Raw genomic sequence first — 21791 nt, forward strand, 5'->3', positions numbered from 1 at the left:
AACATCAGCGCGTGTGCCCCTGTTCATCGCGGCTTTTTTCATAAATAACGAATGTTAGATTTCGGTCGCAAACTGCGAGAAACAAATCCTTTGCGGAGTGGACTCTGTGCTGCCTGAGCTGCTCGTTCAGCCAGGTCAAATCAAGCCCCATCCGTTTTAGATTATCCTCCAGAATGCGGCCATCCATAATAAGCTCGGTAAAAAGCAGTTCCTGGGCAGGGGACAGACCCATGTCGCTGGGGGTGGCAGGACGCTGGCTGCTCACCGGAAGGATTGTGAGTTTTCCGTTGCATTCATATATGGCAGTCTGAATATTCGTCAGGTCAAAATATCCCTGCTGCCTGCACATGACCATGAACTCACTTAACTCCAGCTTGGACTTTTTTAGATTTTCACGGTACAACTTCCCGTGATCCATGAGGATTGTGGGCGTGCCGTTCAGATATTTGCGCGTGCGCGGAAAACGCTTGGAAATGACGCTCAGCAGCAGAGTAACTCCGCCGTAAATGACCATCGCGGTCAGCGGTTTCCAGGGCTCCTCCAGCTCGGTGGCCATCTCGGCCGCGATGGAACCGATGGTAATCCCGGTGATGTAATCAAAAAAATCCAACTGAGCGATTTGCTTGTGCCCAATGAATTTTGCCACCAGAAACAATACGCCAAAAGAGCCCAGTGTGGTGAGACAAAGCGAAAGAAAACTCATGCGGCATTCCTCCCTCTCTCTAGTCTGACCAAAACTGGATTCAGCATACCTCATTGAGCCGAAGAATGTGCGTTCCCCTATTGGAGGGGGGGAGGAGGCGCCGATATAGGCCTCGGTTTCCGCCAGATAGCTGCTGAAAATTGCATTGAGGCGGCTCATCCAACCAGAATTGCGTCGGATGAGCCGCCCTTGTTCTAGTAGGATTCAGCCCCGATTTTATCGATCGGCCCGGCGGACAGAGGGGAGCGCCAGGGCCAGAACACCACAGGCCAATGTTCCGATTCCGGCGATCAGGAACCAGATGGGGAGACCGGTTTTCCCGGCGAACAACGCGCTGGCAGCCAGACCCAGGGGGGAGGCCAGAGTCATAATAGCCCCGGACAGCCCCAGCACCCGGCCCAAATATTCCGCCTCTACCTTTTCCTGAATCAGCGCCATGAACATGGAGTTGAAGAAGGGCGCGGAAAGGCCCATCAGCACGGTAAGCACCACAAAAGCCGTGAAAGCGGCGGGGGGCAGCAGGGCGGTCAGCACCAGTGTGGCACCTAAAAAGAGCACAGAGCCGATCATGGTGATGATCTTGTTTTTGGTCCCGCCCCAGATACCCAGAATGATGGAGCCGGCCAGCATTCCTGCCGACCACACGGTTTCCACCAGGGCGGCGCCCCCGGTCCCTACGGAGAAATAGTCGATGCTCATCAGGGGATAGAGGGCGGATATGGGCATAAAGACCACGGAAAACAGCGCACAGATCAGACACAGCTCCCACAGCCAGCGCTTGGAGCGCAGAACACGGAAACCCTCTACCGTATCCGCCCACAGGCGCAGACGCTGCCCGGTTTGACCGGTGCGCAGGGCCGGGAGGCGGGCGGCCAGCACACCCAGAATGGCAAAGGCGGCCCCCAGAGTATCCAGGGCAATCACCCAGTGGAGGGGAACATGCTCATAGAGCACAGCCGCCAGAGCGGGGGAGAGGAGCATGGACACGGTCTGGATGCCCTGGCTCCATCCGGCGCACCTGCCCAACGCATCGGGCGGGGCAATCAGGGGGGTGACCGCCTGAATACAGGGGGTGTGAAAGGCGGCGCCCACGCTGCGCAGAGCCAGGGCGGTGAGAATGAGCCCGGTGCTCAGCCCGCCCCGGGCGGCCGACAAGGCGAGACCCAGGGAGACCAGACCAATGGCCCCGTCAGAGACCATCATGACGTACGCCCGGTCAAAGCGGTCGGCAAAGGCCCCGGTGAACAGGGAGAGGATTCCCTGAGGCAGCATGGCGGCCAGCGTGGCCACCGAGAGCACGGCCGCCGAGCCGGTGTGGTAGGTCAAATACCAGATGAGTACGTATTGGGAGATCATACTGGTGAGGATAGAGGCAGCTTGCCCCACCCAAAGTGTAACAAAGCTTCGCTTCCAATGGGGAATCATATTCCGTTCCCTTCCTTTCCCAGCCGCGGTAAAGGAACGTGATTATAACACAAGGGATTGACGGCTGTCAAGGGAAGAGCCCCGGTCTCCTGAGAGACCGGGGCCCTTTGAAGGGAGGGAGGGACGTGCTTACCAGGTGACGCCCAGGTCGGGGCGCACATCCAGGTCAATGATCTCCCGGGCGTCATAGAACTGGCTGTACCGCTCCAGCGCCTTCCCGCTGCGCAGGGTCGTGCCGTCCGGGTGCAGGCGGTCACAGATGACGGCGGAGATGGTCGTCTTAATCTGAGAATAGGAGCTGATGCCCACGCTGGCAAAAATACGGAAGCCTTGGCTTTGAAGCCACTTGAACTGCTCGCCATAGGTTTCGCCCTGATCGTGGTCCCCGTCCGGACGGCCGCCGTGGGGATAGAACAGGATGTTGGTGGGACCCACCAGGCTGCCCACCTCCTCCTGCCAGCGCAGGGTGTCGCGCTTCAGGCGGGCGTCGGCGGCTTCCCCCTCCGCAGACAGGCGGATGTGCCCCCAAGTATGGGAGCCGAAGGTCCAGCCGGTCTCCTTCAGTCGGGCGATGATGGGCTTGACCGCTTCGATCTCAGCGGCGCGATGCGCGTCAAAGGCGGGACGGGCGGGATCGTCCGCAGCGATGTCAATGTCGTTCTGGGTGCGGTAGCCCAGAATGCCCTCATAGCCGGTGAGGGAGAAGCAGCCCTTGGCTCCGTTCAAAGAGAAGTCGGGGTGCTCCCGCACAAACTTGTCCAAAATGGTGGTGGCATCCAGGTCCTGGGTGAGGAAGGTTTCTCCAGTATAGGGGTCGGTGCACTCGGCCCAGATATCTCCGTCGTCCCCCAGCACCAGCTTGGAGGTAAAGCCCTGCTCCAGCATATAGGGGTAGTAATTGACGTCGTCAAAGGAAAGAATCAGAGGCTTTTTGCCCTCGGGCAGCATCAGCGTGTTGCGCTGCATCCGGGCTTCGCCATTCTCATTGGTATATTCGCTCCATACGTCGCACATATTGACCAGAATATAACCGCGCTCATAGAGGCTGTTGAGAATTTTGTTGAATTCATCCACAGTTACCATCCAGTCGTCCAGCCCCTCCTTCTCGGACTGGGAGGCGTTGCAGTCATGGAAGGCCCACTGGGGATAGGCGATCACCGGGTGAAAGAACAGATGCTCCACCACCTGATTAGGGCCCCATGCCTGGGTGAGCTGATCTTCGCTCCAATAAGTGCGCACCGCCTCTTCCGGATCCGCAGCGGGGGTGGGGGTGGGCTCCGGCGTAGGGGTGACGACCGGCGCGGGAGAGGGAGAGTTCTCCGGCTTTTTGGTCTCCGTCCCCTTGCCGCAGGAGGACAGGGAAAGGACCAGTGCCATGCTCAGCGCTGCCGCGGCAAGACGCTTACCTGAAACTTTCATGGAATCAATTCCTTCCGCAAAATTTTACCTTTTTATCTTATGACAGGATCGGACAAAAGACATCTCAAAAAGATGACAAAACCTTAAGAATTCTTAAGATGGCCCCGGGACGGGGACCCGCTGTACCAGCAGAATGCAGGCTGTTGCGGTGACCGCCCCGGTGATCAGGGAGCAAAGCAGCAAGGGGGGGAGATAGACCAGGGGAGCCCGCGTGCCCAGCACCGCCATCGCGGCCAGGATCTGCCCAGTATTGTGGGCTGCGGCGCCGGCGATGGATACCCCGAAGAGGGAAAGCGCGGGCAGCCGGAGCAGTACAGCCATTACCCCCAGCGCCAGCAGCCCGCCGGAGAGAGAAAAGGCCAGGGCACTGAGACGGCCGCCCACCAACGCCCCCAGCACACAGCGGCAGACCAGAATCAGCAGGGCCTCCCGCCCGGACAGGCGGCACAGGGCATAGACGGTCACCAGATTGGCTAGGCCCAGCTTCAGGCCGGGAAGGGGGAAAATCAGCGCAAGGGGAACCAACCCCTCGGCCACGGAAAGGGCCAGCGCCAGAGCGGTGAGCACAGCGCAGCGGGTCAGATGCCGGGCGGAATGGGGCATTACATTCACCTCGTCTAAGATCTGTTTTCTGCTCTGGGGGCCATCAGCCGCTTACCGCATCAAAATCAGGCTCTGCCGCGCCGGACAGGGAGATGACCAGCCGGTTGGGCAGGCAGATGATCTGGGCGCCGACCCGGTCCACCCAGCCGATGTGGACGCAGTCCTGGCTGGGGCAGCTGCTCTCCACAATCCGGATCCGGCCAGGTTCGGCCTGAATGGTCAGGGGATAGGGGATATCGTCCAGGCGGAGGGAGACCGGATCAGTCAGTGCGCTTAAATCGTATTCAGCGATCACTTCACCATCTAAGACGACTGTGGCGGTCAAAAAGTTTCCCTCAGAGGGCGAAATCTGGAAGAATAAAAGAAGCGCCGCCGCGGCCACGGCCAGAACCACCGCAGCGTCCCAAAGGGTGGGGCGCCGGCGCTCAGCGGCGGGCAATCTCATAGGTGTATCCTCCGTCCTCGCCCTGAAACGCGAACGCATCCTCCAGTCCCTCGGTGGCTGTGACAACTCCGTCCTCACCGCAGAGAATGAGCTCAAAGCCCCCCTCCCTGCGCCAGTAGTCCAGCGCCCGTTCCGGTCCGGCCACAAACAGGGCCGTGGACAGGGCATCGGCCAGCAGGGCGTCGGGGGAGACCACTGTCACCGACAGCAGTCCGCTGTGGGCCGGGTAGCCGGTGGACGGGTCGATGATATGGTGATAGACCACTCCGTCCTCCTCAAAATAGCGCTCATAGCCGCCGGAGGTGGAACAGGTCTGATCTGTGAGGGCCAGCACGCCCAGATAGAGATTGGAGTCCTGAGGGTCCTGCACCGCCACGCGCCAGGGCTCGCCGGTGGGCTTGACGCCGATGGCCGTAATATTCCGGCCGAGATCCAGAAGGGCGGAGTCGGCGCCGGCGGCGCGGATCACGGACTCGGCCCGCCCGGCGGCAAAGCCCTTGGCCACCGCCCCCAGATCCACCGCCATGCCCACGTTCGGAAGCCGGGCCGTACCCGCTTGGGGGTCGATCTCCAGGGCCTGGCAGTCCACCAGGGGAAGCAGCGCGTCCAGCTGAGCCTGGGTGGGGATCTGATGGTGGTCCGTGGTGAAGCCCCAGGCGTCCATCACCGGGGCGATGGTGATGTCCAGGGCGTCGTCCAGATCAGCGGAGAGTGAGCGGGCAAAGGTGAGCAGGCTGATGAGATCCCCCTCCAGGGCAACCGCATCCTCCTCTCCGGCGTGGGCGTTGAGCTGGGAGACCTGGCTGTCCGGAAGCGTGCGGGAGAGCAGCTTTTCCAGACGCTCAATTTCTTCGCGTGCGGCGCTTGCTGCCGGTTCGCCGGCGTCGCCGTGTACGGTGACGCGCATGATGGTGTCCATGGCGAAGAACTCATTGAAGGTCCCGGTGTCCCCCACGGTGGGAGCTGAGCAGCCGCTGCACAGAAGCAGAAGCAGTAAGAGAAAAAGAGAGAAAAAGCGTTTCATGGAACAGCTCCTTTTACGGTTCAGATCATAGGCGCAGCTGCCGCGAATATGGAAACAATCCTGCCCCAGATGGAGATTTTACCGGATTTCGTTCCATCCGCAGAGTAAAACCATTGTATCACAGGAGAGCCGGATGGTAAAGAGAAAAGGATTGCGGCTTGCAAAGAGGCTCGCTTTCTGCTAGAATATACTAGATTGATGATTCTACGGGCCTCCTGCCCCGGTGTGGAAATCGTGCTGATAAAGAGAAAGTGCCCGTTTACAGGAGATGGATGCATGAATAAGAAAGAGCAATTGCGGCAGCAGCGTCAGCGTCAGGAGGACGCGGTGCTCAATAAGGTCCTCTACTGGATTGTAGGCGCGGTGGTGTTGGAAGGGCTGCTCTTGCTGCTCAAGCGCTATTATGTGGATTATACCACCAACGGCAATGAGATTATGATGGCCTACCGGCTGAATACCGTGCTGCCCATTCTGGCCGTTGTTTTCCTGGGACTGTTTGTGCTGTGTGCGGTGCTCTCGCTCCGCCGGCGCAGGGGCGGAAAGGAATTTGGCCTGCCGGGCGCGTTGGCTGTGTTTACCTTGATGCTGGCCGTTTGCTGTGCTATTTCCCGTCAGTTCCATGAGCTGGGGATCCGATTTTTGTATGTAGCCGTGCCCGTGGTGGCTGTGCTGGCGTTGGTCTACTATCTGTACCAAAAAGAATTTTTCCTGATATCCAGCCTGAGCGCGCTGGGCATTCTGGGCGTATGGATGGCGGCACGCCGCGCAGGTTCTCCGGTTCTGGTATGCGCCTACCTGGCAGTGCTGGCTGTGATTCTGGCGGTAATTTTGGTGCTTGCCCGGAAGATTCAAATGGGCAAGGGCGTGCTGACCGTCCGCGGCAGGCGTTTGGAGGTATTCCCGCCAAATACCAATTATGCGATGCTTTACATTACATGCGGCGTGGTGGCTGCGGTGACTGTGGCGGCATTGTTGCTGGGCGGACTGGCGCTGCTGTACGGTGTTCTGGTCGCCTGGCTGCTGATTATGGCTGTATATTACACAGTGCGGATGATGTAAGCAGGATATGAAAAAATCCCCTCCGGCCATGGCCGGAGGGGATTTTTGACGCTTAAGCCTCTTTTTTGCCTTCAATCGGGGTGTAGTATTTGCTGCAGTACTGCTGGAACAGCTGGTCAAATTCCGGGTTGGCGCCGTGGTGCAGCTCACGGGTGTAGGCGTGGGCATCAATCCGAACGATGTCGTCCTTCGAAGCAGTCTGGCGGACAATGCGCAGCGCCACATTGGAGCAGTGGTCGGAGATGCGCTCCAGATTAAACAGCAACTCCAAAAACTGTGTGCCCAGTTCAATGGTGCACTCTCCGTTTTTCAGACGCTCAATGTGGCGGTCGCGCAGGCTCTCACACAAAAGGTCGACTACCTCTTCCAGAGGCTCTACCTGTACGGCGACGGAGCGGGTGCGGGACTCATAGCAGGAGAGTGTTTTGTCAATGGTCTCCGCCACCGCCCTGGTAAGCGCGGCCAGCTCTTCCCGGGCCTGGCTGGAAAAGGTAAGCCCCCGGTCTTTCAGGATGACCGCACTCTCTGAGAGGTTTACTGCGTAATCTCCAATCCGCTCGAAGTCGGATAGAGTGTGCAGCAATTCCGATACCTTGCCGCTCTCGGCTGGGGAAAGGGCACGGTCGGTAAGCTTGACCAGATAGCTGTCCAGCATGCCCTCAAGCTTGTCCAACGCGGTCTCGGTTTCGTTGAGACGCTCCAGCTTTTTGACGTCAAAACGGTCGACCAGCTCTACGGAAAGGAGGAAGTTGTCCCGGGCAAATTCGCCCATCTGCACCACTGCGTCATGGGCCTTCTCCAAAGCCAGAGAGGGAGAGGAGAGAAAGCGCTCGTCCAGCACGGAGAGATCCAGATCCTCCGTGTCGCCGGGGACCAAGTGCTCCACCAACTTCACCAGCTGCTTATGGAAGGGAAGCAGCAGGGCCGTACAGGCCAGATTGAAAGCCAGATGCAGATTTGCAATGGAACTGCGGTCCATCACAGACTCCCAGAAGGGGAAATGGAACAGAGCGTTTCCGCCGTAGAGCAAAGTCAGAAAAACAGCGGTGCCGATGATATTAAAGGAGAGGTGGAGCGCGGCGGTCCGTTTGGCGTTTTTACTGGCGCCGATGGAGGAGAGCAGCGCGGTCACGCAGGTGCCGATATTCTGTCCCATAATCAGAGGGATTGCAATCTTAAAGGAGACAATGCCGGTGGAACTGACCGCCTGAAGGATACCGACGGAAGCAGAGGAGCTCTGAATCAGCGCGGTGACCAGGGCGCCTACCAGCACGCCCAAAAAGGGATTGGAGAAAGTGGCGAACAGAGCCTGAAACTCCGGCAGGTCCTGGAGCGGAGACACAGCGGTCTCCATCGTCTTCATGCCGATAAACAGAAGCCCTAGACCCAATATGATCTGCCCAACCGTACGCTTATGGCCGCCCTTGATAAACATGTAGAAAAGAATGCCGATTGCGGCCAGAATGGGCCCCAGATAGGCGGGCTTTAAAAACATCATCACCGGATTGTTGGAGGAAATGTCACCCAGGGCCAGCAGCTGAGCGGTAACGGTGGTACCGATGTTGGCGCCCATGATGATGCCAACGGTCTGGCTGAGCTTCATGATACCAGCGTTGACAAAGCCCACACACATGACCGTAGTAGCGGCGGAACTTTGAATCAGACCAGTGACTACGGCGCCCAATAGTACGCCCTTAAAAACATTGCTGGTTAAACGCTCCAGAATGTTTTCCAGCCGGCCGCTGGAGAGTTTCTCCAGACCATCGGTCATGGTGGACATGCCAAATAGAAAGGTTGCGATTGCCCCAAGCATGGTGACTACATCTGTTATACTCACAGGCTGCCTCCAAATCTGACGTCATTGTCAAATACGCCGTGCGGTTGACTTGTTGCATATCTAACCATGATAAATTATAGCGATTTCGGGCAGATTCGTAAATGCTTCACAGCCGAATTTTTTAAGTTTTATGTTTCCTCTAAATTTCCTCAGGGGATTTCGGGTAAATTCGTCAAGGTTTGCGGCAGACCTGTTCTGCATAGAGACAGGCAGCGCGGGAATAGGCTTTTGGAAGGAGGTGTAGCCTATGCTCAGCGCATGGATCCTGCTCATGGTAAATGGCTTGTTTTTTACCCTGCGCCTCTCTGGAGGCACAGGTACCTTCCCGCGGCCGCTGAAGGCGGAGGAGGAGCGGGAGTGCCTGGAACGCTTTGCTCAAGGGGACATGGAGGCACGCAATAAGCTGATTGAACACAATTTGCGTTTGGTGGCGCATATCATAAAGAAATATTATACTGCCAATGGAGACCAGGATGATTTAATCTCCATTGGAACCATAGGGCTTATTAAAGGAATTTCCACCTTTAAAGCGGATAAAAATGTCCGCCTGGCAACTTATGCGTCGCGATGTATTGAAAATGAGATATTGATGTACTTCCGTGCGCAGAAAAAGCTGCAGGGCGAGGTTTCGCTGTCTGATTCGATCGACGGAGAGGGGGAGAACAACTCTCTCTCCCTGATGGATGTGATCCGCGTAGATGACAATATGCTGGAGGAGCTGGATGCCCGGGATGCCTGCGCTAGAGTGAGAAGATGTGTGGCATCCTGTCTGGATGAGCGGGAGAATATGATCATCACGCTCCGATACGGCCTCAATGACCGCCCGCCCTTGACTCAGCGGGAGATTGCCGCGCGCTGTGGAATCTCCCGCTCCTATGTATAGCGCCGCCACTAATGTAAACGATGCCCGGAGGGCCAGATAGGCTCCCCGGGCATCAGTGTTTAGATTATTTAGTTAAGCGGCCACTCATCAGTTAAGTACGTTTATTGTCCAACCATTATCAGCCAATAATTTTTGAGTATCAGCATCCACGAATTCGTTTGGAATGGCCAAACATAGTAAGGCTGTTGCCCTCGACATAGCCACATATTGACACTTAAGCCGTCCCAAGTTTGTTTTTGTTGTTTTCTTCGGAGGCTTTCCGCAAAGATAGTTCAGTATAGACTTGATATTATGGGCACTTGAAAATGTTTCTAAAACCAAGGTTGCTAAATGTGTACGACCTTTAACAGAATGTATACTTCCGAATTCCAGATATATACTACGCCCAGTATCAGAATCTTGGTAAATATAGTTGTTAACCTTTGGATGTGGTTTGCTGTCATCACATTCGAGCGATACTTCATCTACCCAATTCAAAAGTGACCTGTCTCGAGAAGTTAAGGATAAATCAAATAGCTTAAGTAAATCGTCGACCTTATTAATGACCGAATTCCATTCTTCTTTTGTTTGAAATCTCGTAAGTGCAAGATCTAACATTAATTGTCTATAAACTGATCGCTTCTCATCAGGGAGTGTTTTTTCGAGAGCAATAAATGTGTTATTCGTAGGCATGACAAGATTGCTTCCTGCTGCTCGATTTATTACTCGGCACATGCCTTTAGCGATCCAGTTAACTAAGCATGACATATCTCCAGAATAGGAAAATTCAGATAGTCCAATTCTGAAATAATCAACAAAGTATCTCTGAAATTGATTTTTTGATGTTTTTGTCGGGTTGTAGTTTGACCAATAATCATATATCCCTTTGGGAAAATGTTTTTCTGGAGTATCGTCGGACTTTTTATGAACCATGCCAACTACATGACACCCAAGTTTAGCGTTAGCTATTAGCTCTTCATCAGAAAAGGTGTTTAGAATTAGCTTGCCAAATTCATCAATTACGCAAGAGGCTTTGTCTTTTGGAAACAAAAATATAGTGTGTTGAATGTTTCTATCAGAAAAACTATTATTTGTTCCATGCATTTGTTCTTGCGAGATAGCAACGCCGTTTGCAAGAGCAGCAATTCTATTGTCAAATCTTCGGCTTTCACTTAACACCAGAGGATTGCTTCTCGGGAACTCTGAATGCTGAACATCTTCGTTGACATAGTTGTATATTGCTTGGTTGCTATCTCCGAAACCTTGACGAACTGTTTTTACACCATCACCAGGAAATGCCTTGTGAAGCAGATCCCATAAAAGAGAATTTGTATCTTGGGCTTCATCGATGAAAAGAAGAGGAAAGCGTTCTTGTATACCTTCGGCGATCGTTGGGTGTTCGTTTAATACCTTTTGGGCGAGAAACAACATTTCGTCAAATGTAAAAAAGCCCTTCTTTTGAGAAACGGATATTACATTTAAGAGTTCTTCTCGGGTTTTACCTTGTTTGCTCCAATCAATATCTCCCCAAGTTTTATGGTATCCGCATAGCTTTTTATCTTTATAATTCCTTTCGAAATATTTTTGGGTTTTGGGAGATAACATTTTCCAACGCAATGATTTAACATAATCCGTATCAATCATTTTTATTGATATTCCCTCTGACCGCAGCCACGGAAGTCCAATAAAAGTATCGAAGAAAGAGTGTAAAGTGCCCACAAAATGAGGATAGGAAAGTAATTTTTTACCTTCGACTGTATTTCCTAATTTATCCTCAATTTCTTCTCTGGCAACATTAGTGTGGGATAAAACACAAATTCCTGCATTTGGAAATGGCCACTTTTTTGCGAGAATAGCCAGTTTAGCTACTAATGTCGTTGTTTTACCACTGCCGGGAAATGCTTGTACATCAATCGACTCTAAGTTCTTGATTACAGTTTTTCGAGAATCATCAAACTCAATGTTATTGCCCATTAAAGATGCGACCAATGCTACGTCATCATCAGTAATATGTATATCTTTAAGTCTGTCTATACTCATACTTTATCCCCCAATGACATACTTAATTGCTTCGTTTAAATATGAGGGAATTGCTTCTTTTAAAGCCTCCGGCTTGTCCTTAAATTTTTGGCTAATTTTCGAGGCAAGCATTTGTGCAAAATCAGCTTTTGATGCCTTCTTAGATGTAAAATAACTATAGAAATATGCAGCTTTTTCCTCTTTTGTTGATGCCGCATCTAATGATTGGATCAGATCCGCTTTTTTTGTTACCCAGTTTTCCTTTTTATAAGAAACACTAATCAATGCATCAATTAGAATATCCTTCATATCGGGATGTTCTAAGCCAACATGTGCAAGATCATACTCGAGAGTCCAATGATTAGATACAAAGGTTTTTACCAATTGGCCATCGGCACGTTTCTTTATTTCCGCAATGTGATTCTCAGCTTCTTCAGGGGTAAAGTCGCTTTCTGCTCGCCATTGACGGTCCGACTTATCAGGCCAAGAGGAGCTGTCGGTTGTATAGTTCTTATTAATACAAATAGCCGGAGCACAATCAGGCATGACATCTCTATCTGTGACACATGCAACTCGAACATTAAGGAGATTAGATTCATCGGTTCTTTGGAATATCTTTGCATAGCGGCGCAAACCAACACCTCTAACGTCTACAAGAGAAACTCCATAGTCCGTAAAACTGTGTCCAAGTAGACTTGCAAGTGCGGGGAGCAGCAATGCTTCACCGGGGCCTTCAACAACAATAACACTTCGTGCAAAGAATAGATTTGCTTTTGTAGCATCTAAATACTTTTCAAGGAACCAGTAGTCATCCGCTTCTAATTTTGTGTTTCCTTCTGCTAAAGAAAAAGTCTTACCATCCTTAATGATAATTATATTCGCCAGTTTTACAACAGAAGCCAGTAATGGAGAATGCGTTGTAATAATAATCTGTTGATTTGCAGTTGCTTCCTCTAATGATTGAACCATTTTGAGTTGTCTCTGTGCGTGAATATGTGCTTCGGGTTCTTCGATTAATAGAAAAGAGGAGCGATTTGCTTTTTCTGCTTCTTTATGGAGAAGAAGTTCGCAGGCCATACTTAATATGTTGCTGGTTCCCAAACCAACTTTACCCTGCATTGAACTTGCATTTTTATCAACTGATAAGTCCAACTTTTCAAGCAATGCATTTATTTTTTGTAATTCTTTACTTCGAGAGTCTGCAACTTCGAATCGTGTTTTTATTTCGTCTTGTTTTAACAGCAATTGTGTACTCAGTATTTCTTCCATGCTGCTATTAACTGTTTTTAATACTGGATGATTGACTAACAGATTATTAGAGAGATTTGTAATACCAAGCAAGGAGAGTTCCTTCAAATCCATGTCTGGCTGATATTCATCTTTTCCGTCGGTCAAAGTAGGAATATGTTGAATGATTTGCGATAATCTGGAATGTCGTCCAGACTGCATATCACTATAGGCATCACGTAAGGCACGTAAATATGTAACACGAATAAGTTCTCGTGCTTCGGCAGACGGTGCAGGTCCAGTTCCTTGTTTACCAGACGTTAAATTCGATATTGAACGTGGAGGTTTGAACGTGGTAATGTATTTGCAATTCCAGTAAAGATACAGGGACGGAACCATCTGTTCAGCTTGGGTTTCATATGATAAGCATTCAAGAAAAGCCGCTTGCTCATCAGGAGTAAGATTCGAGAATTTACAAACGATGGAAATTTCTTTTGTTGTATCCTCATTATGAAAATCTGTACTTTCTATACGGTACCACCCTAAATCGGTAGTGCCCAATACAATTCTGATAGCATCAAGTATCGCAGACTTACCTGAATCATTTTCACCTACTAAAACAGTAAGACCAGGATTGAAATCGACAATATGAGTTTGGTCATCGAAACATCGGAAATTTTTAATTTGAATGGAAGATAGATACATACATTTCCTCCTCATAGGTGCTGTTGTTGCAAACAATTTTCCCAACTAAAGTATACAACTTTTGGGGAACAATAGCAATCAACAAACCTATTGTTTGGAATGATGGAACGGCGATTTGGAATAAACCCAAACCGCCGTTTAACTTATTGATGGATCACAGGATCCTGAATTGTTACTGTGTAGCATATAGTGCCTATACCTCTGATTAGAGACTGCATCTTTTCTTCAAAAGCATCAGAAAACTTATGCTGACATTCGTCGGGAGGTGGCAAGCTGTCGTTGAGTGCCGTAGCCAGTTCAAATGCTGCCTGCTGTAGTAATTCTTCGGTAAAAACATCGTTGGGAATCATAACAAGCCTCCTTTATGTACACATGATTTAGTTTTCGTACATCCGGATCTCTGCTCCGGTTTAACTATAATAACGATTCAAATGCCGCATTTTGGACACCTGCCGTCAAAAATAATATCAAAACTGGGGATGCTATGCTTAAGCCGCCAAGACGAGAAGGAGGTAACAAGCATGGCATCAATCGTTCAACGGAACAAAAGCTTCAGCGTGGTGTACACCATATACGATGGAGATAAGAAGAAACAAAAATGGGAGACCTATCATTCCTATGAAGCTGCCCTCAGGCGAAAGGAACAATTGGACTTAATTCAGCAACATGAGAAAGAGCGGGCGCAGTACCGGGAAGGAACTCTGGCGCAGTTTCTGGAGGAATATGTGGAACTGTACGGCCGCATCCACTGGGCCTGTTCCACATACACCAGCAACGAAGGGCTCATTCGGAACTATGTTGTTCCGTTTATGGGAAGTATGCGGCTGTCAGAGTTCAGCCCCAAGGTAATTGCAGCGTTGTATGGGAAATTGCAGTCTGATCCTAAAATCACGCCCTCTGTGTTGACGAACATTCATAAGTTGCTGCACAGTGCATTTGAACAGGCAGTATTGTGGGAGTATGTTCCAAGGAACCCATTCCGGAAAGCAAATGTTCCGAAAGCTTTCCCGACTGAAATCCCGATGCTGACTACTGATGAAATTAAGATATTGATCCAGAACTGCGACAACCATATGCTTTCTATTGCAATACATCTGGCTTTTGCCGGTTCCCTACGAAAAGGTGAGATCTTGGCGCTGACCTGGGATGATGTGGACTTCCAGAAAGGGACTGTTTCTATCAGCAAGACATTAAAACGTGTCCGCAGGGATGCGGTGGATGTGCTGAACGGAAAGGATATTCTCTACCAATTTCCCTCAGTTTTTGATGAAGGGCGGACGGTCACGGTGTTGAAGCGCCCTAAAACCAAATCTAGTATCCGAACCGTATATCTTCCTGATTATGTGCTGGATGCATTGCAGGAGTGGAAGGGTACACTGAAACCAGTCAAGAGAAACCAGCCGGATCTGATTCTGCGATATTCCAATGGCAGGCCCCTCTCGGAGGAAACCTTGCCCCGTTTGCTGGAAAAGCAATTGCTGCAACTTGGACTTCCGGTAGTGTCCTTTCATAGTTTGCGGCATAGCAGCATCAGTTACAAGTTGGTGCTGACTGGTGGTAACATCAAAGCAGTACAGGGTGATTCAGGTCATGCGCAGGCTGAGATGATTACAGAGCGGTATGGTCACATTATCGATACCTGCCGTAGGCAGTGCGCCCAAGACTTTGAGAAAGAATTCTATAAGGGTATCTAAAATGAGCCGTCTGACGCAAATCAGGCGGCTTTTTGCAGTAGGATGGAGCATCCCCCTCCTAAGAAGATGGAGTGTCGTTCGATTCCGGTCTGATTAGCAAAATATATCCTGAAAGGAGGATGAATTAATGAACACAATTATGAAATTAAGTGAACTGGCTGCATACATGAAACGGGCAGTCGAAACCTATTCTCAGCGTGATTATGAACAGCTGCATCAGGAACTGTGTGCCAGATGTGATCAGCTGATCATGGAGGCGTTCATGGATCGTCATCCTGGATGGAGCATTGTGGAAGGTAATGCGGCCTGCATGATGTACCTCTATCGCAACTGGTCGTTCAGCAGAAGAGTGGAAGAGAATGTTGCACAGCTGAGTGCTCTGGCTAATGATATTACTGAGAATTACGACGATTGTGATGATAAGTTTCTGACAGTAGAAGCGGCTGCGGAAACCATGAAGGTTGCAGAGCGTGTTTATGATTTTTCTAAACGAGTTCTATGTAAACAGCATTTGTTCATTTTCCTATTCCATGCAAAACACCGCACAGAAGATTCCTTCTGCCGTTGCATGAATATGACTGACGGTAGTGTGGCGGCGGATATCTACATGCTGATTCCACACAAAGACCATGAAGCGACTCCACAGAGTATGCTTCTCCATGAACTGGGCCATTGCGTGAACATCGCTCTGACCGGTGATCCGGAAGTGCCTCCTGAGGATTTCGCTCTGATAATGAAGCTTATTGAAGTTGATAAAGTCGAGTGCGACATTCCTGAGTTTTTTGCTCACTGCTTTGCAATGAGTTTGCTGATTGAACCTGAATTGCTAAGTGTAGACCCGTTTAAGATGGTTCCGCAAAATCACAAGCAGCTGTTCCGAGAGTATTGTCAACTGAAAATTCAAAACCTTTAAGTGATCTGTTATGCAGCAGGTCACTTTTTCATTCCCTAAAACTGTGCATCTGCACACATTTTAGGAATGGCTTTCATTTCTCAACATGGACAGGCAAAAAAATCTGCTCCTTTACATACGATGAACAAAGGAGGTAGAACGTATGAAACAAACTTTGCCTGTAGTGCATTGCACATATACCGAAGCTGAAAAGAGCCTCGCAGAGCTGCTGGAGGAGTCTTTTCAGCTTTATCTTATCCGCATCCTTGCGACACCTGAGAAGCCTGTTGTACAATGTTTGCGATGAGTGGCTGCTTATTTCAAGGAGGAACCTATGTACTTAGAAATAAGCAACCCAATGGATTACCATGTCGCATTGTACATCCGATTATCGAAGGAGGATGAAACTGAAGGGCCATCCCAAAGCGTAACAAATCAGAAATCTCTGCTCAACGAGTTCGTTCAGCAGCACCGTTTATCCGTCTATGATACCTACATCGATGATGGCTGGAGCGGTACCAGTTTTGACCGTCCGGACTTTCAACGCATGATTGGAGACATCGAAGCCAAGAAGGTCAACATGGTCATTACCAAAGACCTGTCCCGTCTGGGTCGTGATTATATCATGACCGGCCACTATATGGAGCGGTACTTCCCTGAAAAGAGAGTGCGTTACATTTCCTTACTGGACGGCATCGACACCGGCGTAGAGTCAACTGCCAACGACATTACCCCGTTCCGTGCTATCATGAATGACATGTACGCCAAGGATATTTCCAAGAAGATCAAATCTGTCAAACGGGATAAGCAGCGAAAAGGTCAGTTCATTGGCGGCAAGCCTATGTATGGCTATAAGATGCACCCGACAGAGAAGAACAAAATCGTCATCGATGAGGAAGTGGCGCCTATCGTGCGAAGGATCTTTGCTATGGCACTGGATGGCATGAGCTGCCGAAAGATTGCAGCAACTCTTAATGAAGAAGGCGTTCCTACACCGGCTACCTACTGTGGCTGGAATATGGGGCGCAAAGGTCCCTATGCTGGACTCTGGTCAAGTGAACGTATCTCTGAGATGTTGCAGAATGAAACCTACCTGGGCAATATGGTTCAGGGACGAACGGTGAAAATCAGTTACAAGTCCAAGAAATGTCTGAAGCAGGATCGTGAAAACTGGGTTGTGGTTGAGAATACCCACGAGCCGTTGATTGACAAAGAGACTTTTCAGAAGGTGAGGATGCTGGTCAACAGCCGAAAACACACCCGCAGCAGAACCCACGACTTCCTATTAAAAGGCTTGATTTTCTGCCACGAGTGCGGCTATCCGATGGCGGTGCTGAATCGTCCGCCGGTATCTGGTGAAGATCGACTGTTCTTCGTGTGCCGAACCTATCAGCGCTTCACGAAAGCTGGCATCTGTACCTGCCACTCAATTAAAGAGCAGGTGGTTACCGAAGTAGTTCTATCAAAAGTGAAAGAGGTCTGCGCAGCTTATCTTGATCCAAAGAAGCTGCAACCTATCGCTGCCGATGCAGTGGAGAAAGCCAGAAAAGCAGAAAACCATGAAGCAGAGATCCAAACCATTCAAAGTAAGATCGATAGTCTAACTGCCAACCTGGATAAGATGTATATGGATCGGCTGAGCAGCCTGCTGGCTGAAGCTGACTTCGAGCGCATCTATCAGCGGGTCAAAATGGAACGCAGTTCTCTGGAAGAAAAGCTGAAAGAGTTAGAAGCACAAAAGGAAAGCCCGGTCAGCACCGAAGACCGAGCCAGAAAACTGGTTCAACAGTTTCTGGACTCCGCCTACACCAGCCGGGAACTCTTGGTCAGCCTCATCGAGCGAGTGGAACTGACCGAGGACAAACAAATCATCATCAAATTCCGCTTCCGAGAGTTGGAAGCAATTTCTTAGGGCCAATCGTTTACAATAGGCGGGGCGGAATGTATCGCGCATTGAAAAAAAGGCGTTAAAAAAGCTGGAGGAGGCGATGGGACAGGGTGAACAGTAAGACCCCGCGGGCCGGTCCTTAAGGACCGGCCCGCGGGGTTGCCATTTTACAGAGTGCGTGTAAGTAGCCGCCCCCTTTGGGGCGGCGGGATAGATTTAGAAGCGATTGCAGCCGCAGTTGCAGCCGCTGTCGGTGTCCGTATCTTGTCCAACCTCGGTCAGGTAGGCCGGATAGGAGAGATAGACGGGAAAGAGATTGCTGGAAGAGGCGGCACGCTCCGAGCGTGCCGACAGATCAGAAAGCGCAGAGAGGACATTGCTCTGAAAACTGCCGGAATCACAGCGGCAGCAGCAACGGTTGGTGCAACCGTTCCAACAACACATAAAACGCACTCCCAAAACAGATTGCAGAGAGCCTGATGCACTCTACAACTATAAGATATGCTGTCCGGGCACCCGGAGATACAACGTGGGCGGGGTCTTTGACCGGGGCAACAGGGCATTTTTTAGGCGGACAAAAGATTTGTTTGACATTATAAAAAGGGTATCATATAATAATGCGGAAACGGGCGGTTTCACTCGTTTAGTGGAAAACACGAAATAAGCTGATGATCTCTGTGACCGCTTGACAGGGGCATCAGCTTTTTGTTTCGAGAAGGAGGCAAAAGGTATGATTTATTCCGCAGAAGTGCAGCACATGTGTCCCCTGGCCAAGGGCGCGTATCACGGCCCGGCCCCCATACCTGAGGAGGGCAAGTGGGTCCAGGCCAAGCAGATCAGCGATATCAGCGGCCTGACTCACGGTGTGGGCTGGTGCGCCCCCCAGCAGGGCGCCTGCAAACTGACCCTCAATGTGAAGGACGGCATCATCGAGGAGGCTCTGGTGGAGACCCTGGGCTGCTCCGGCATGACCCACTCCGCCGCTATGGCTTCTGAGATCCTCATTGGAAAGACTCTGCTGGAGGCTTTGAACACCGACCTGGTGTGCGATGCCATCAACACCGCCATGCGGGAGCTGTTCCTGCAGATCGTCTACGGCCGTACCCAGACCGCTTTCTCCGAGGGCGGCCTGCCCATCGGCGCCTCCCTAGAGGACCTGGGCAAGGGCCTGCGCAGCCAGGTGGGTACCATGTTCGCCACCAAGGCCAAGGGTCCCCGCTACCTGGAGATGGCCGAGGGCTACTGCACCCGCATCGCCCTGAACAAGGACGACGAGATCATCGGCTATGAGTTCGTCAACCTGGGCAAGATGATGGACGCCATTAAGAAGGGTATGGACGCCAACGAGGCTCTGGAAAAGGCCAAGGGCCACTACGGCCAGTTCGACGCTGCCGTCAAGTACATTGATCCCCGTCACGAGTGAGAAAAGGAGGAATTGACAAATGGCTCTGTTTGAAAGCTACGAGAGAAGAATCGACAAGATCAATTCCGTCCTGTCTCAGTACGGAATCAAAAGCGTGGAGGAGTGCCGCGACATCTGCAAGGCCGCGGGCTTTGACCCCTATGAGATCGTCAAGGGCATTCAGCCCATCTGTTTTGAAAACGCCTGCTGGGCCTACTGCGTGGGTGCGGCCATTGCTCTGAAGAAGGGGGTCAAGACGGCCGCCGAGGCCGCCGAATCCATCGGCGAGGGGCTGCAGGCCTTCTGTATTCCCGGTTCCGTGGCTGAGGACCGCAAGGTGGGTCTGGGCCACGGCAACCTGGGCGCCATGCTCCTGCGGGACGAGACCAAGTGCTTTGCCTTTTTGGCCGGCCACGAGTCATTCGCCGCCGCGGAGGGCGCCATCGGCATCGTCCGCAACGCCAACAAGGCCCGCAAGGAGCCCCTGCGGGTCATCCTCAACGGCCTGGGCAAGGACGCCGCCCAGATCATCAGCCGCATCAACGGCTTCACCTATGTGCAGACCCAGTTTGACTACTACACCGGTGAGCTGAAAATCGTCCGTGAAATCCGCTACTCCGAGGGCGAGCGGGCCAACGTGCGCTGCTTCGGCGCCGACGACGTGCGCGAGGGCGTGGCCATCATGCACCACGAGGGGGTGGATGTGTCCATCACCGGCAATTCCACCAATCCCACTCGCTTCCAGCATCCGGTGGCGGGCACCTATAAGAAGGAGTGCATCGAGCAGGGCAAGCGCTACTTCTCCGTGGCCTCCGGCGGCGGCACCGGCCGTACCCTGCACCCGGACAACATGGCTGCGGGCCCCGCCAGTTACGGCATGACCGACACCATGGGCCGTATGCACTCCGACGCCCAGTTTGCCGGCTCCTCCTCCGTGCCCGCCCACGTGGAAATGATGGGCTTCCTGGGCATGGGCAATAACCCCATGGTCGGCGCCACCGTCGCTGTTGCGGTGGCCGTTGCCGAGAGCCAGAAGTAAGAAGCGAAGCGATCAGACTGAAACGCCCGGAGCGGATGCTCCGGGCGTTTTTCCGCGCCGTCAGACGGATCAAAGCAAATGGGCTCACGAAATGGCACAATGGAACGAGCACGGAAGAATTCCCCCGGAGCAAGTGCTCCGGGGGAATTCCTGAAGACCGGGCTCACCCCTCCAGGGCCAGCCTGGCGGCCTCGGCGGCGTGAATCCGGGCAGTGTCGAACACGGGCAGAGGGGAATCCTCCGGGCGAATGAGCAGGCCGATCTCCGTGCAGCCCAGGATCACCGCCTGTGCCCCCTCCGCCGCAAGGCCGCAGATGACGTCCTGGTAGGCCCGGCGGGACTCCTCCCGGCAGACGCCCAGGCAGAGCTCGTCATAGATGACCCGGTTGACCAGCTCCACGTCGCCGCCCCGGGGCGTCAACACCTCAAGGCCCGCCTGACGCAGTGCCTGCTGATAGAAATCCTGAGTCATGGTATATTTGGTACCCAGCAAAGCGGCTCGCCGTATGCCCTGCTCTATGAGGGCCCTGGCGGTGGCCTGGGCGATGTGGAGCAGGGGGATGCCGACGCGTGCCTGGATCTGACCGGCCACCTTGTGCATGGTGTTGGTGCAGATCAGCAGAAAGTCCGCCCCCGCGCGCTCCAGGCTCTGGGCGGCTGCGGTGAGCAGCACGGCGCTGCGATCCCAGTCGCCGGATGCCTGGCAGGCCTCGATTTCCGCGAAATCCACGCTGTAAAGCAGAATTTTCGCAGAGTGCAGGCCTCCAAGCGCGGCTTTCACATGCTCGTTGATCAGCTGGTAATAGGTGAGTGTGCTCTCCCAGCTCATTCCGCCGATGAGTCCGATGGTTTTCATGGCACGCCTCCTGCAAGGGTGGGTTGCTGCCATTGTACCACAGGGAGGGCCAAAAGAAAAGAAACCTATCGCCGGCCGGCCTCATAGCGCTTGTGCACAAAGGACCAGTCGATAAGGCCGAACCAGCCGTCCACGTAGTCGGCCCTGCGGTTTTGATAGTCTAGATAGTAGGCGTGCTCCCAGATGTCCACGCACAGAAGGGGGTAGAGTCCCATGGACAGGGGGCTGTCCTGGTTGGCGGTCTTGAGCACGGACACCGCGCCTGAGCCCTCGCTTACCAGCCAGGCGTAGCCTGAGCCGAACTGACCCAGGGCGGCGGCACGCATCTGCTCCCGCCAGTGGTCAAAGGAGCCGAAGGCCTTGTCCAGGGCGGCGGCCAGCGTTCCGCCCTGCAGGGGAGAGCCGCCCGGCTTCATGCCGCAGAAATAGAGCCAGTGGTTATACACGCCGCCGCCATTGTTGCGGATGGGGGTGCGCTTCTGGGCCGGGAGATCATCCAGATGGGCCAGCAGATCTTCCAGGGATTTGCTCTGGAGCTCCGGACAGTCGGACAGGGCGGTGTTCAGATTGTCCACATAGGTCTGAAAGTGCTTGTCGTGGTGAAAATGCAGGGTGCGTTCCCCAATGGTGGGAATCAGGGCGTCGTAAGCATAGGGAAGCGGGGGCAGAGAGTAGGGGTAGTGCTGATCCAT

Annotated in this window: 21 protein-coding genes; 8 read left to right on the forward strand and 13 right to left on the reverse strand. The window is 52.4% G+C overall.

Annotated elements, in window-relative coordinates:
• Positions 1-4: 4 nt before the first annotated feature.
• The 6 genes from H9Q75_RS00450 to H9Q75_RS00475 form a co-directional block, all read right to left on the reverse strand.
• Positions 5-862 (reverse strand): YetF domain-containing protein, encoded by an 858-nt coding sequence (locus tag H9Q75_RS00450; RefSeq protein WP_243200629.1) that lies wholly within the window; start codon positions 860-862, stop codon positions 5-7.
• A gap of 57 nt (positions 863-919) precedes the next feature.
• Positions 920-2128: an MFS transporter gene (locus H9Q75_RS00455; protein ID WP_186564207.1), complete on the reverse strand. Its 1209-nt coding sequence runs from the start codon at positions 2126-2128 to the stop codon at positions 920-922.
• Positions 2129-2257: 129 nt separating this feature from the next.
• Positions 2258-3547, reverse strand: a complete 1290-nt coding sequence (locus H9Q75_RS00460) for a polysaccharide deacetylase family protein (RefSeq protein ID WP_186564208.1) — start codon at positions 3545-3547, stop codon at positions 2258-2260.
• A 93-nt stretch (positions 3548-3640) separates the two neighbouring features.
• A complete protein-coding gene (locus tag H9Q75_RS00465) occupies positions 3641-4150 on the reverse strand; it encodes a Gx transporter family protein (RefSeq protein ID WP_186564209.1) in 510 nt (169 codons plus the stop codon).
• 43 nt (positions 4151-4193) lie between these two features.
• Complete coding sequence (locus tag H9Q75_RS00470; protein WP_186564210.1) at positions 4194-4595, reverse strand: NusG domain II-containing protein; 402 nt, start codon at positions 4593-4595, stop codon at positions 4194-4196.
• Positions 4576-5619, reverse strand: coding sequence for an FAD:protein FMN transferase (locus H9Q75_RS00475; protein WP_186564211.1), 1044 nt, complete (start codon positions 5617-5619; stop codon positions 4576-4578). The genes H9Q75_RS00470 and H9Q75_RS00475 overlap by 20 nt, the downstream gene beginning before the upstream one ends.
• A 276-nt stretch (positions 5620-5895) precedes the next feature.
• On the opposite strand from H9Q75_RS00475, the gene H9Q75_RS00480 reads away from it, so the two are divergent.
• Positions 5896-6678, forward strand: a complete 783-nt coding sequence (locus tag H9Q75_RS00480) for a hypothetical protein (protein WP_186564212.1) — start codon at positions 5896-5898, stop codon at positions 6676-6678.
• Positions 6679-6730: 52 nt separating this feature from the next.
• On the opposite strand, the gene H9Q75_RS00485 is transcribed toward H9Q75_RS00480, so the two are convergent.
• Positions 6731-8515: a Na/Pi cotransporter family protein gene (locus tag H9Q75_RS00485; protein WP_341480871.1), complete on the reverse strand. Its 1785-nt coding sequence runs from the start codon at positions 8513-8515 to the stop codon at positions 6731-6733.
• Between the two features lie 247 nt (positions 8516-8762).
• Between H9Q75_RS00485 and H9Q75_RS00490 the strand changes: the two genes are divergently transcribed.
• Positions 8763-9398 (forward strand): sigma-70 family RNA polymerase sigma factor, encoded by a 636-nt coding sequence (locus tag H9Q75_RS00490; RefSeq protein ID WP_186564213.1) that lies wholly within the window; start codon positions 8763-8765, stop codon positions 9396-9398.
• An 87-nt stretch (positions 9399-9485) separates the two neighbouring features.
• On the opposite strand, the gene H9Q75_RS00495 is transcribed toward H9Q75_RS00490, so the two are convergent.
• The 3 genes from H9Q75_RS00495 to H9Q75_RS00505 form a co-directional block, all read right to left on the reverse strand.
• Complete coding sequence (locus H9Q75_RS00495; RefSeq protein WP_186564214.1) at positions 9486-11417, reverse strand: UvrD-helicase domain-containing protein; 1932 nt, start codon at positions 11415-11417, stop codon at positions 9486-9488.
• Between the two features lie 3 nt (positions 11418-11420).
• Positions 11421-13328: an ATP-dependent nuclease gene (locus tag H9Q75_RS00500; protein WP_186564215.1), complete on the reverse strand. Its 1908-nt coding sequence runs from the start codon at positions 13326-13328 to the stop codon at positions 11421-11423.
• A gap of 143 nt (positions 13329-13471) precedes the next feature.
• A complete protein-coding gene (locus H9Q75_RS00505) occupies positions 13472-13678 on the reverse strand; it encodes a hypothetical protein (protein WP_186564216.1) in 207 nt (68 codons plus the stop codon).
• A gap of 171 nt (positions 13679-13849) precedes the next feature.
• On the opposite strand from H9Q75_RS00505, the gene H9Q75_RS00510 reads away from it, so the two are divergent.
• From H9Q75_RS00510 to H9Q75_RS00525, 4 genes are all read left to right on the forward strand, one after another.
• Entirely contained in the window at positions 13850-15022 is a 1173-nt protein-coding gene (locus tag H9Q75_RS00510; protein ID WP_186564217.1) for a tyrosine-type recombinase/integrase, read from the forward strand.
• A 127-nt stretch (positions 15023-15149) separates the two neighbouring features.
• Entirely contained in the window at positions 15150-15935 is a 786-nt protein-coding gene (locus H9Q75_RS00515; RefSeq protein WP_186564218.1) for a hypothetical protein, read from the forward strand.
• A gap of 142 nt (positions 15936-16077) precedes the next feature.
• Entirely contained in the window at positions 16078-16221 is a 144-nt protein-coding gene (locus H9Q75_RS00520) for a hypothetical protein (RefSeq protein WP_186564219.1), read from the forward strand.
• A 27-nt stretch (positions 16222-16248) separates the two neighbouring features.
• Positions 16249-17826, forward strand: a complete 1578-nt coding sequence (locus H9Q75_RS00525; protein WP_186564220.1) for a recombinase family protein — start codon at positions 16249-16251, stop codon at positions 17824-17826.
• Positions 17827-18018: 192 nt separating this feature from the next.
• On the opposite strand, the gene H9Q75_RS00530 is transcribed toward H9Q75_RS00525, so the two are convergent.
• A complete protein-coding gene (locus tag H9Q75_RS00530) occupies positions 18019-18246 on the reverse strand; it encodes a hypothetical protein (protein WP_186564221.1) in 228 nt (75 codons plus the stop codon).
• A 286-nt stretch (positions 18247-18532) separates the two neighbouring features.
• On the opposite strand from H9Q75_RS00530, the gene H9Q75_RS00535 reads away from it, so the two are divergent.
• Both H9Q75_RS00535 and H9Q75_RS00540 read left to right on the forward strand, forming a co-directional pair.
• Positions 18533-19225: an iron-sulfur cluster assembly scaffold protein gene (locus H9Q75_RS00535; RefSeq protein ID WP_186564222.1), complete on the forward strand. Its 693-nt coding sequence runs from the start codon at positions 18533-18535 to the stop codon at positions 19223-19225.
• A 19-nt stretch (positions 19226-19244) separates the two neighbouring features.
• Positions 19245-20243 (forward strand): GGGtGRT protein, encoded by a 999-nt coding sequence (locus tag H9Q75_RS00540; protein WP_186564223.1) that lies wholly within the window; start codon positions 19245-19247, stop codon positions 20241-20243.
• A 163-nt stretch (positions 20244-20406) separates the two neighbouring features.
• Here the strand turns inward: H9Q75_RS00540 and H9Q75_RS00545 are convergent, their stop codons facing one another.
• Together H9Q75_RS00545 and H9Q75_RS00550 are read right to left on the reverse strand one after the other, a co-directional pair.
• Positions 20407-21099 (reverse strand): aspartate/glutamate racemase family protein, encoded by a 693-nt coding sequence (locus tag H9Q75_RS00545; RefSeq protein ID WP_186564224.1) that lies wholly within the window; start codon positions 21097-21099, stop codon positions 20407-20409.
• A gap of 65 nt (positions 21100-21164) precedes the next feature.
• Positions 21165-21791, reverse strand: coding sequence for a superoxide dismutase (locus H9Q75_RS00550; protein ID WP_186564225.1), 627 nt, complete (start codon positions 21789-21791; stop codon positions 21165-21167).

The sequence above is a fragment of the Lawsonibacter celer genome (assembly GCF_014281125.1).
Classification (GTDB): Bacteria; Bacillota; Clostridia; order Oscillospirales; family Oscillospiraceae; genus Lawsonibacter_B; species Lawsonibacter_B celer.

Excerpts from the sequence above, each read along its gene's own strand:
- H9Q75_RS00545 (WP_186564224.1), bottom strand. The coding sequence starts at position 21,099 with ATGAAAACCATCGGACTCATCGGCGGAATGAGCTGGGAGAGCACACTC.
- H9Q75_RS00455 (WP_186564207.1), bottom strand. The coding sequence starts at position 2,128 with ATGATTCCCCATTGGAAGCGAAGCTTTGTTACACTTTGGGTGGGGCAA.
- H9Q75_RS00460 (WP_186564208.1), bottom strand. The coding sequence starts at position 3,547 with ATGAAAGTTTCAGGTAAGCGTCTTGCCGCGGCAGCGCTGAGCATGGCA.
- H9Q75_RS00490 (WP_186564213.1), top strand. The coding sequence starts at position 8,763 with ATGCTCAGCGCATGGATCCTGCTCATGGTAAATGGCTTGTTTTTTACC.
- H9Q75_RS00500 (WP_186564215.1), bottom strand. The coding sequence starts at position 13,328 with ATGTATCTATCTTCCATTCAAATTAAAAATTTCCGATGTTTCGATGAC.
- H9Q75_RS00480 (WP_186564212.1), top strand. The coding sequence starts at position 5,896 with ATGAATAAGAAAGAGCAATTGCGGCAGCAGCGTCAGCGTCAGGAGGAC.
- H9Q75_RS00450 (WP_243200629.1), bottom strand. The coding sequence starts at position 862 with ATGAGCCGCCTCAATGCAATTTTCAGCAGCTATCTGGCGGAAACCGAG.
- H9Q75_RS00510 (WP_186564217.1), top strand. The coding sequence starts at position 13,850 with ATGGCATCAATCGTTCAACGGAACAAAAGCTTCAGCGTGGTGTACACC.
- H9Q75_RS00470 (WP_186564210.1), bottom strand. The coding sequence starts at position 4,595 with ATGAGATTGCCCGCCGCTGAGCGCCGGCGCCCCACCCTTTGGGACGCT.
- H9Q75_RS00495 (WP_186564214.1), bottom strand. The coding sequence starts at position 11,417 with ATGAGTATAGACAGACTTAAAGATATACATATTACTGATGATGACGTA.
- H9Q75_RS00465 (WP_186564209.1), bottom strand. The coding sequence starts at position 4,150 with ATGCCCCATTCCGCCCGGCATCTGACCCGCTGCGCTGTGCTCACCGCT.
- H9Q75_RS00505 (WP_186564216.1), bottom strand. The coding sequence starts at position 13,678 with ATGATTCCCAACGATGTTTTTACCGAAGAATTACTACAGCAGGCAGCA.
- H9Q75_RS00520 (WP_186564219.1), top strand. The coding sequence starts at position 16,078 with ATGAAACAAACTTTGCCTGTAGTGCATTGCACATATACCGAAGCTGAA.
- H9Q75_RS00515 (WP_186564218.1), top strand. The coding sequence starts at position 15,150 with ATGAACACAATTATGAAATTAAGTGAACTGGCTGCATACATGAAACGG.
- H9Q75_RS00525 (WP_186564220.1), top strand. The coding sequence starts at position 16,249 with ATGTACTTAGAAATAAGCAACCCAATGGATTACCATGTCGCATTGTAC.
- H9Q75_RS00530 (WP_186564221.1), bottom strand. The coding sequence starts at position 18,246 with ATGTGTTGTTGGAACGGTTGCACCAACCGTTGCTGCTGCCGCTGTGAT.
- H9Q75_RS00550 (WP_186564225.1), bottom strand. The coding sequence starts at position 21,791 with ATGGATCAGCACTACCCCTACTCTCTGCCCCCGCTTCCCTATGCTTAC.
- H9Q75_RS00475 (WP_186564211.1), bottom strand. The coding sequence starts at position 5,619 with ATGAAACGCTTTTTCTCTCTTTTTCTCTTACTGCTTCTGCTTCTGTGC.
- H9Q75_RS00535 (WP_186564222.1), top strand. The coding sequence starts at position 18,533 with ATGATTTATTCCGCAGAAGTGCAGCACATGTGTCCCCTGGCCAAGGGC.
- H9Q75_RS00540 (WP_186564223.1), top strand. The coding sequence starts at position 19,245 with ATGGCTCTGTTTGAAAGCTACGAGAGAAGAATCGACAAGATCAATTCC.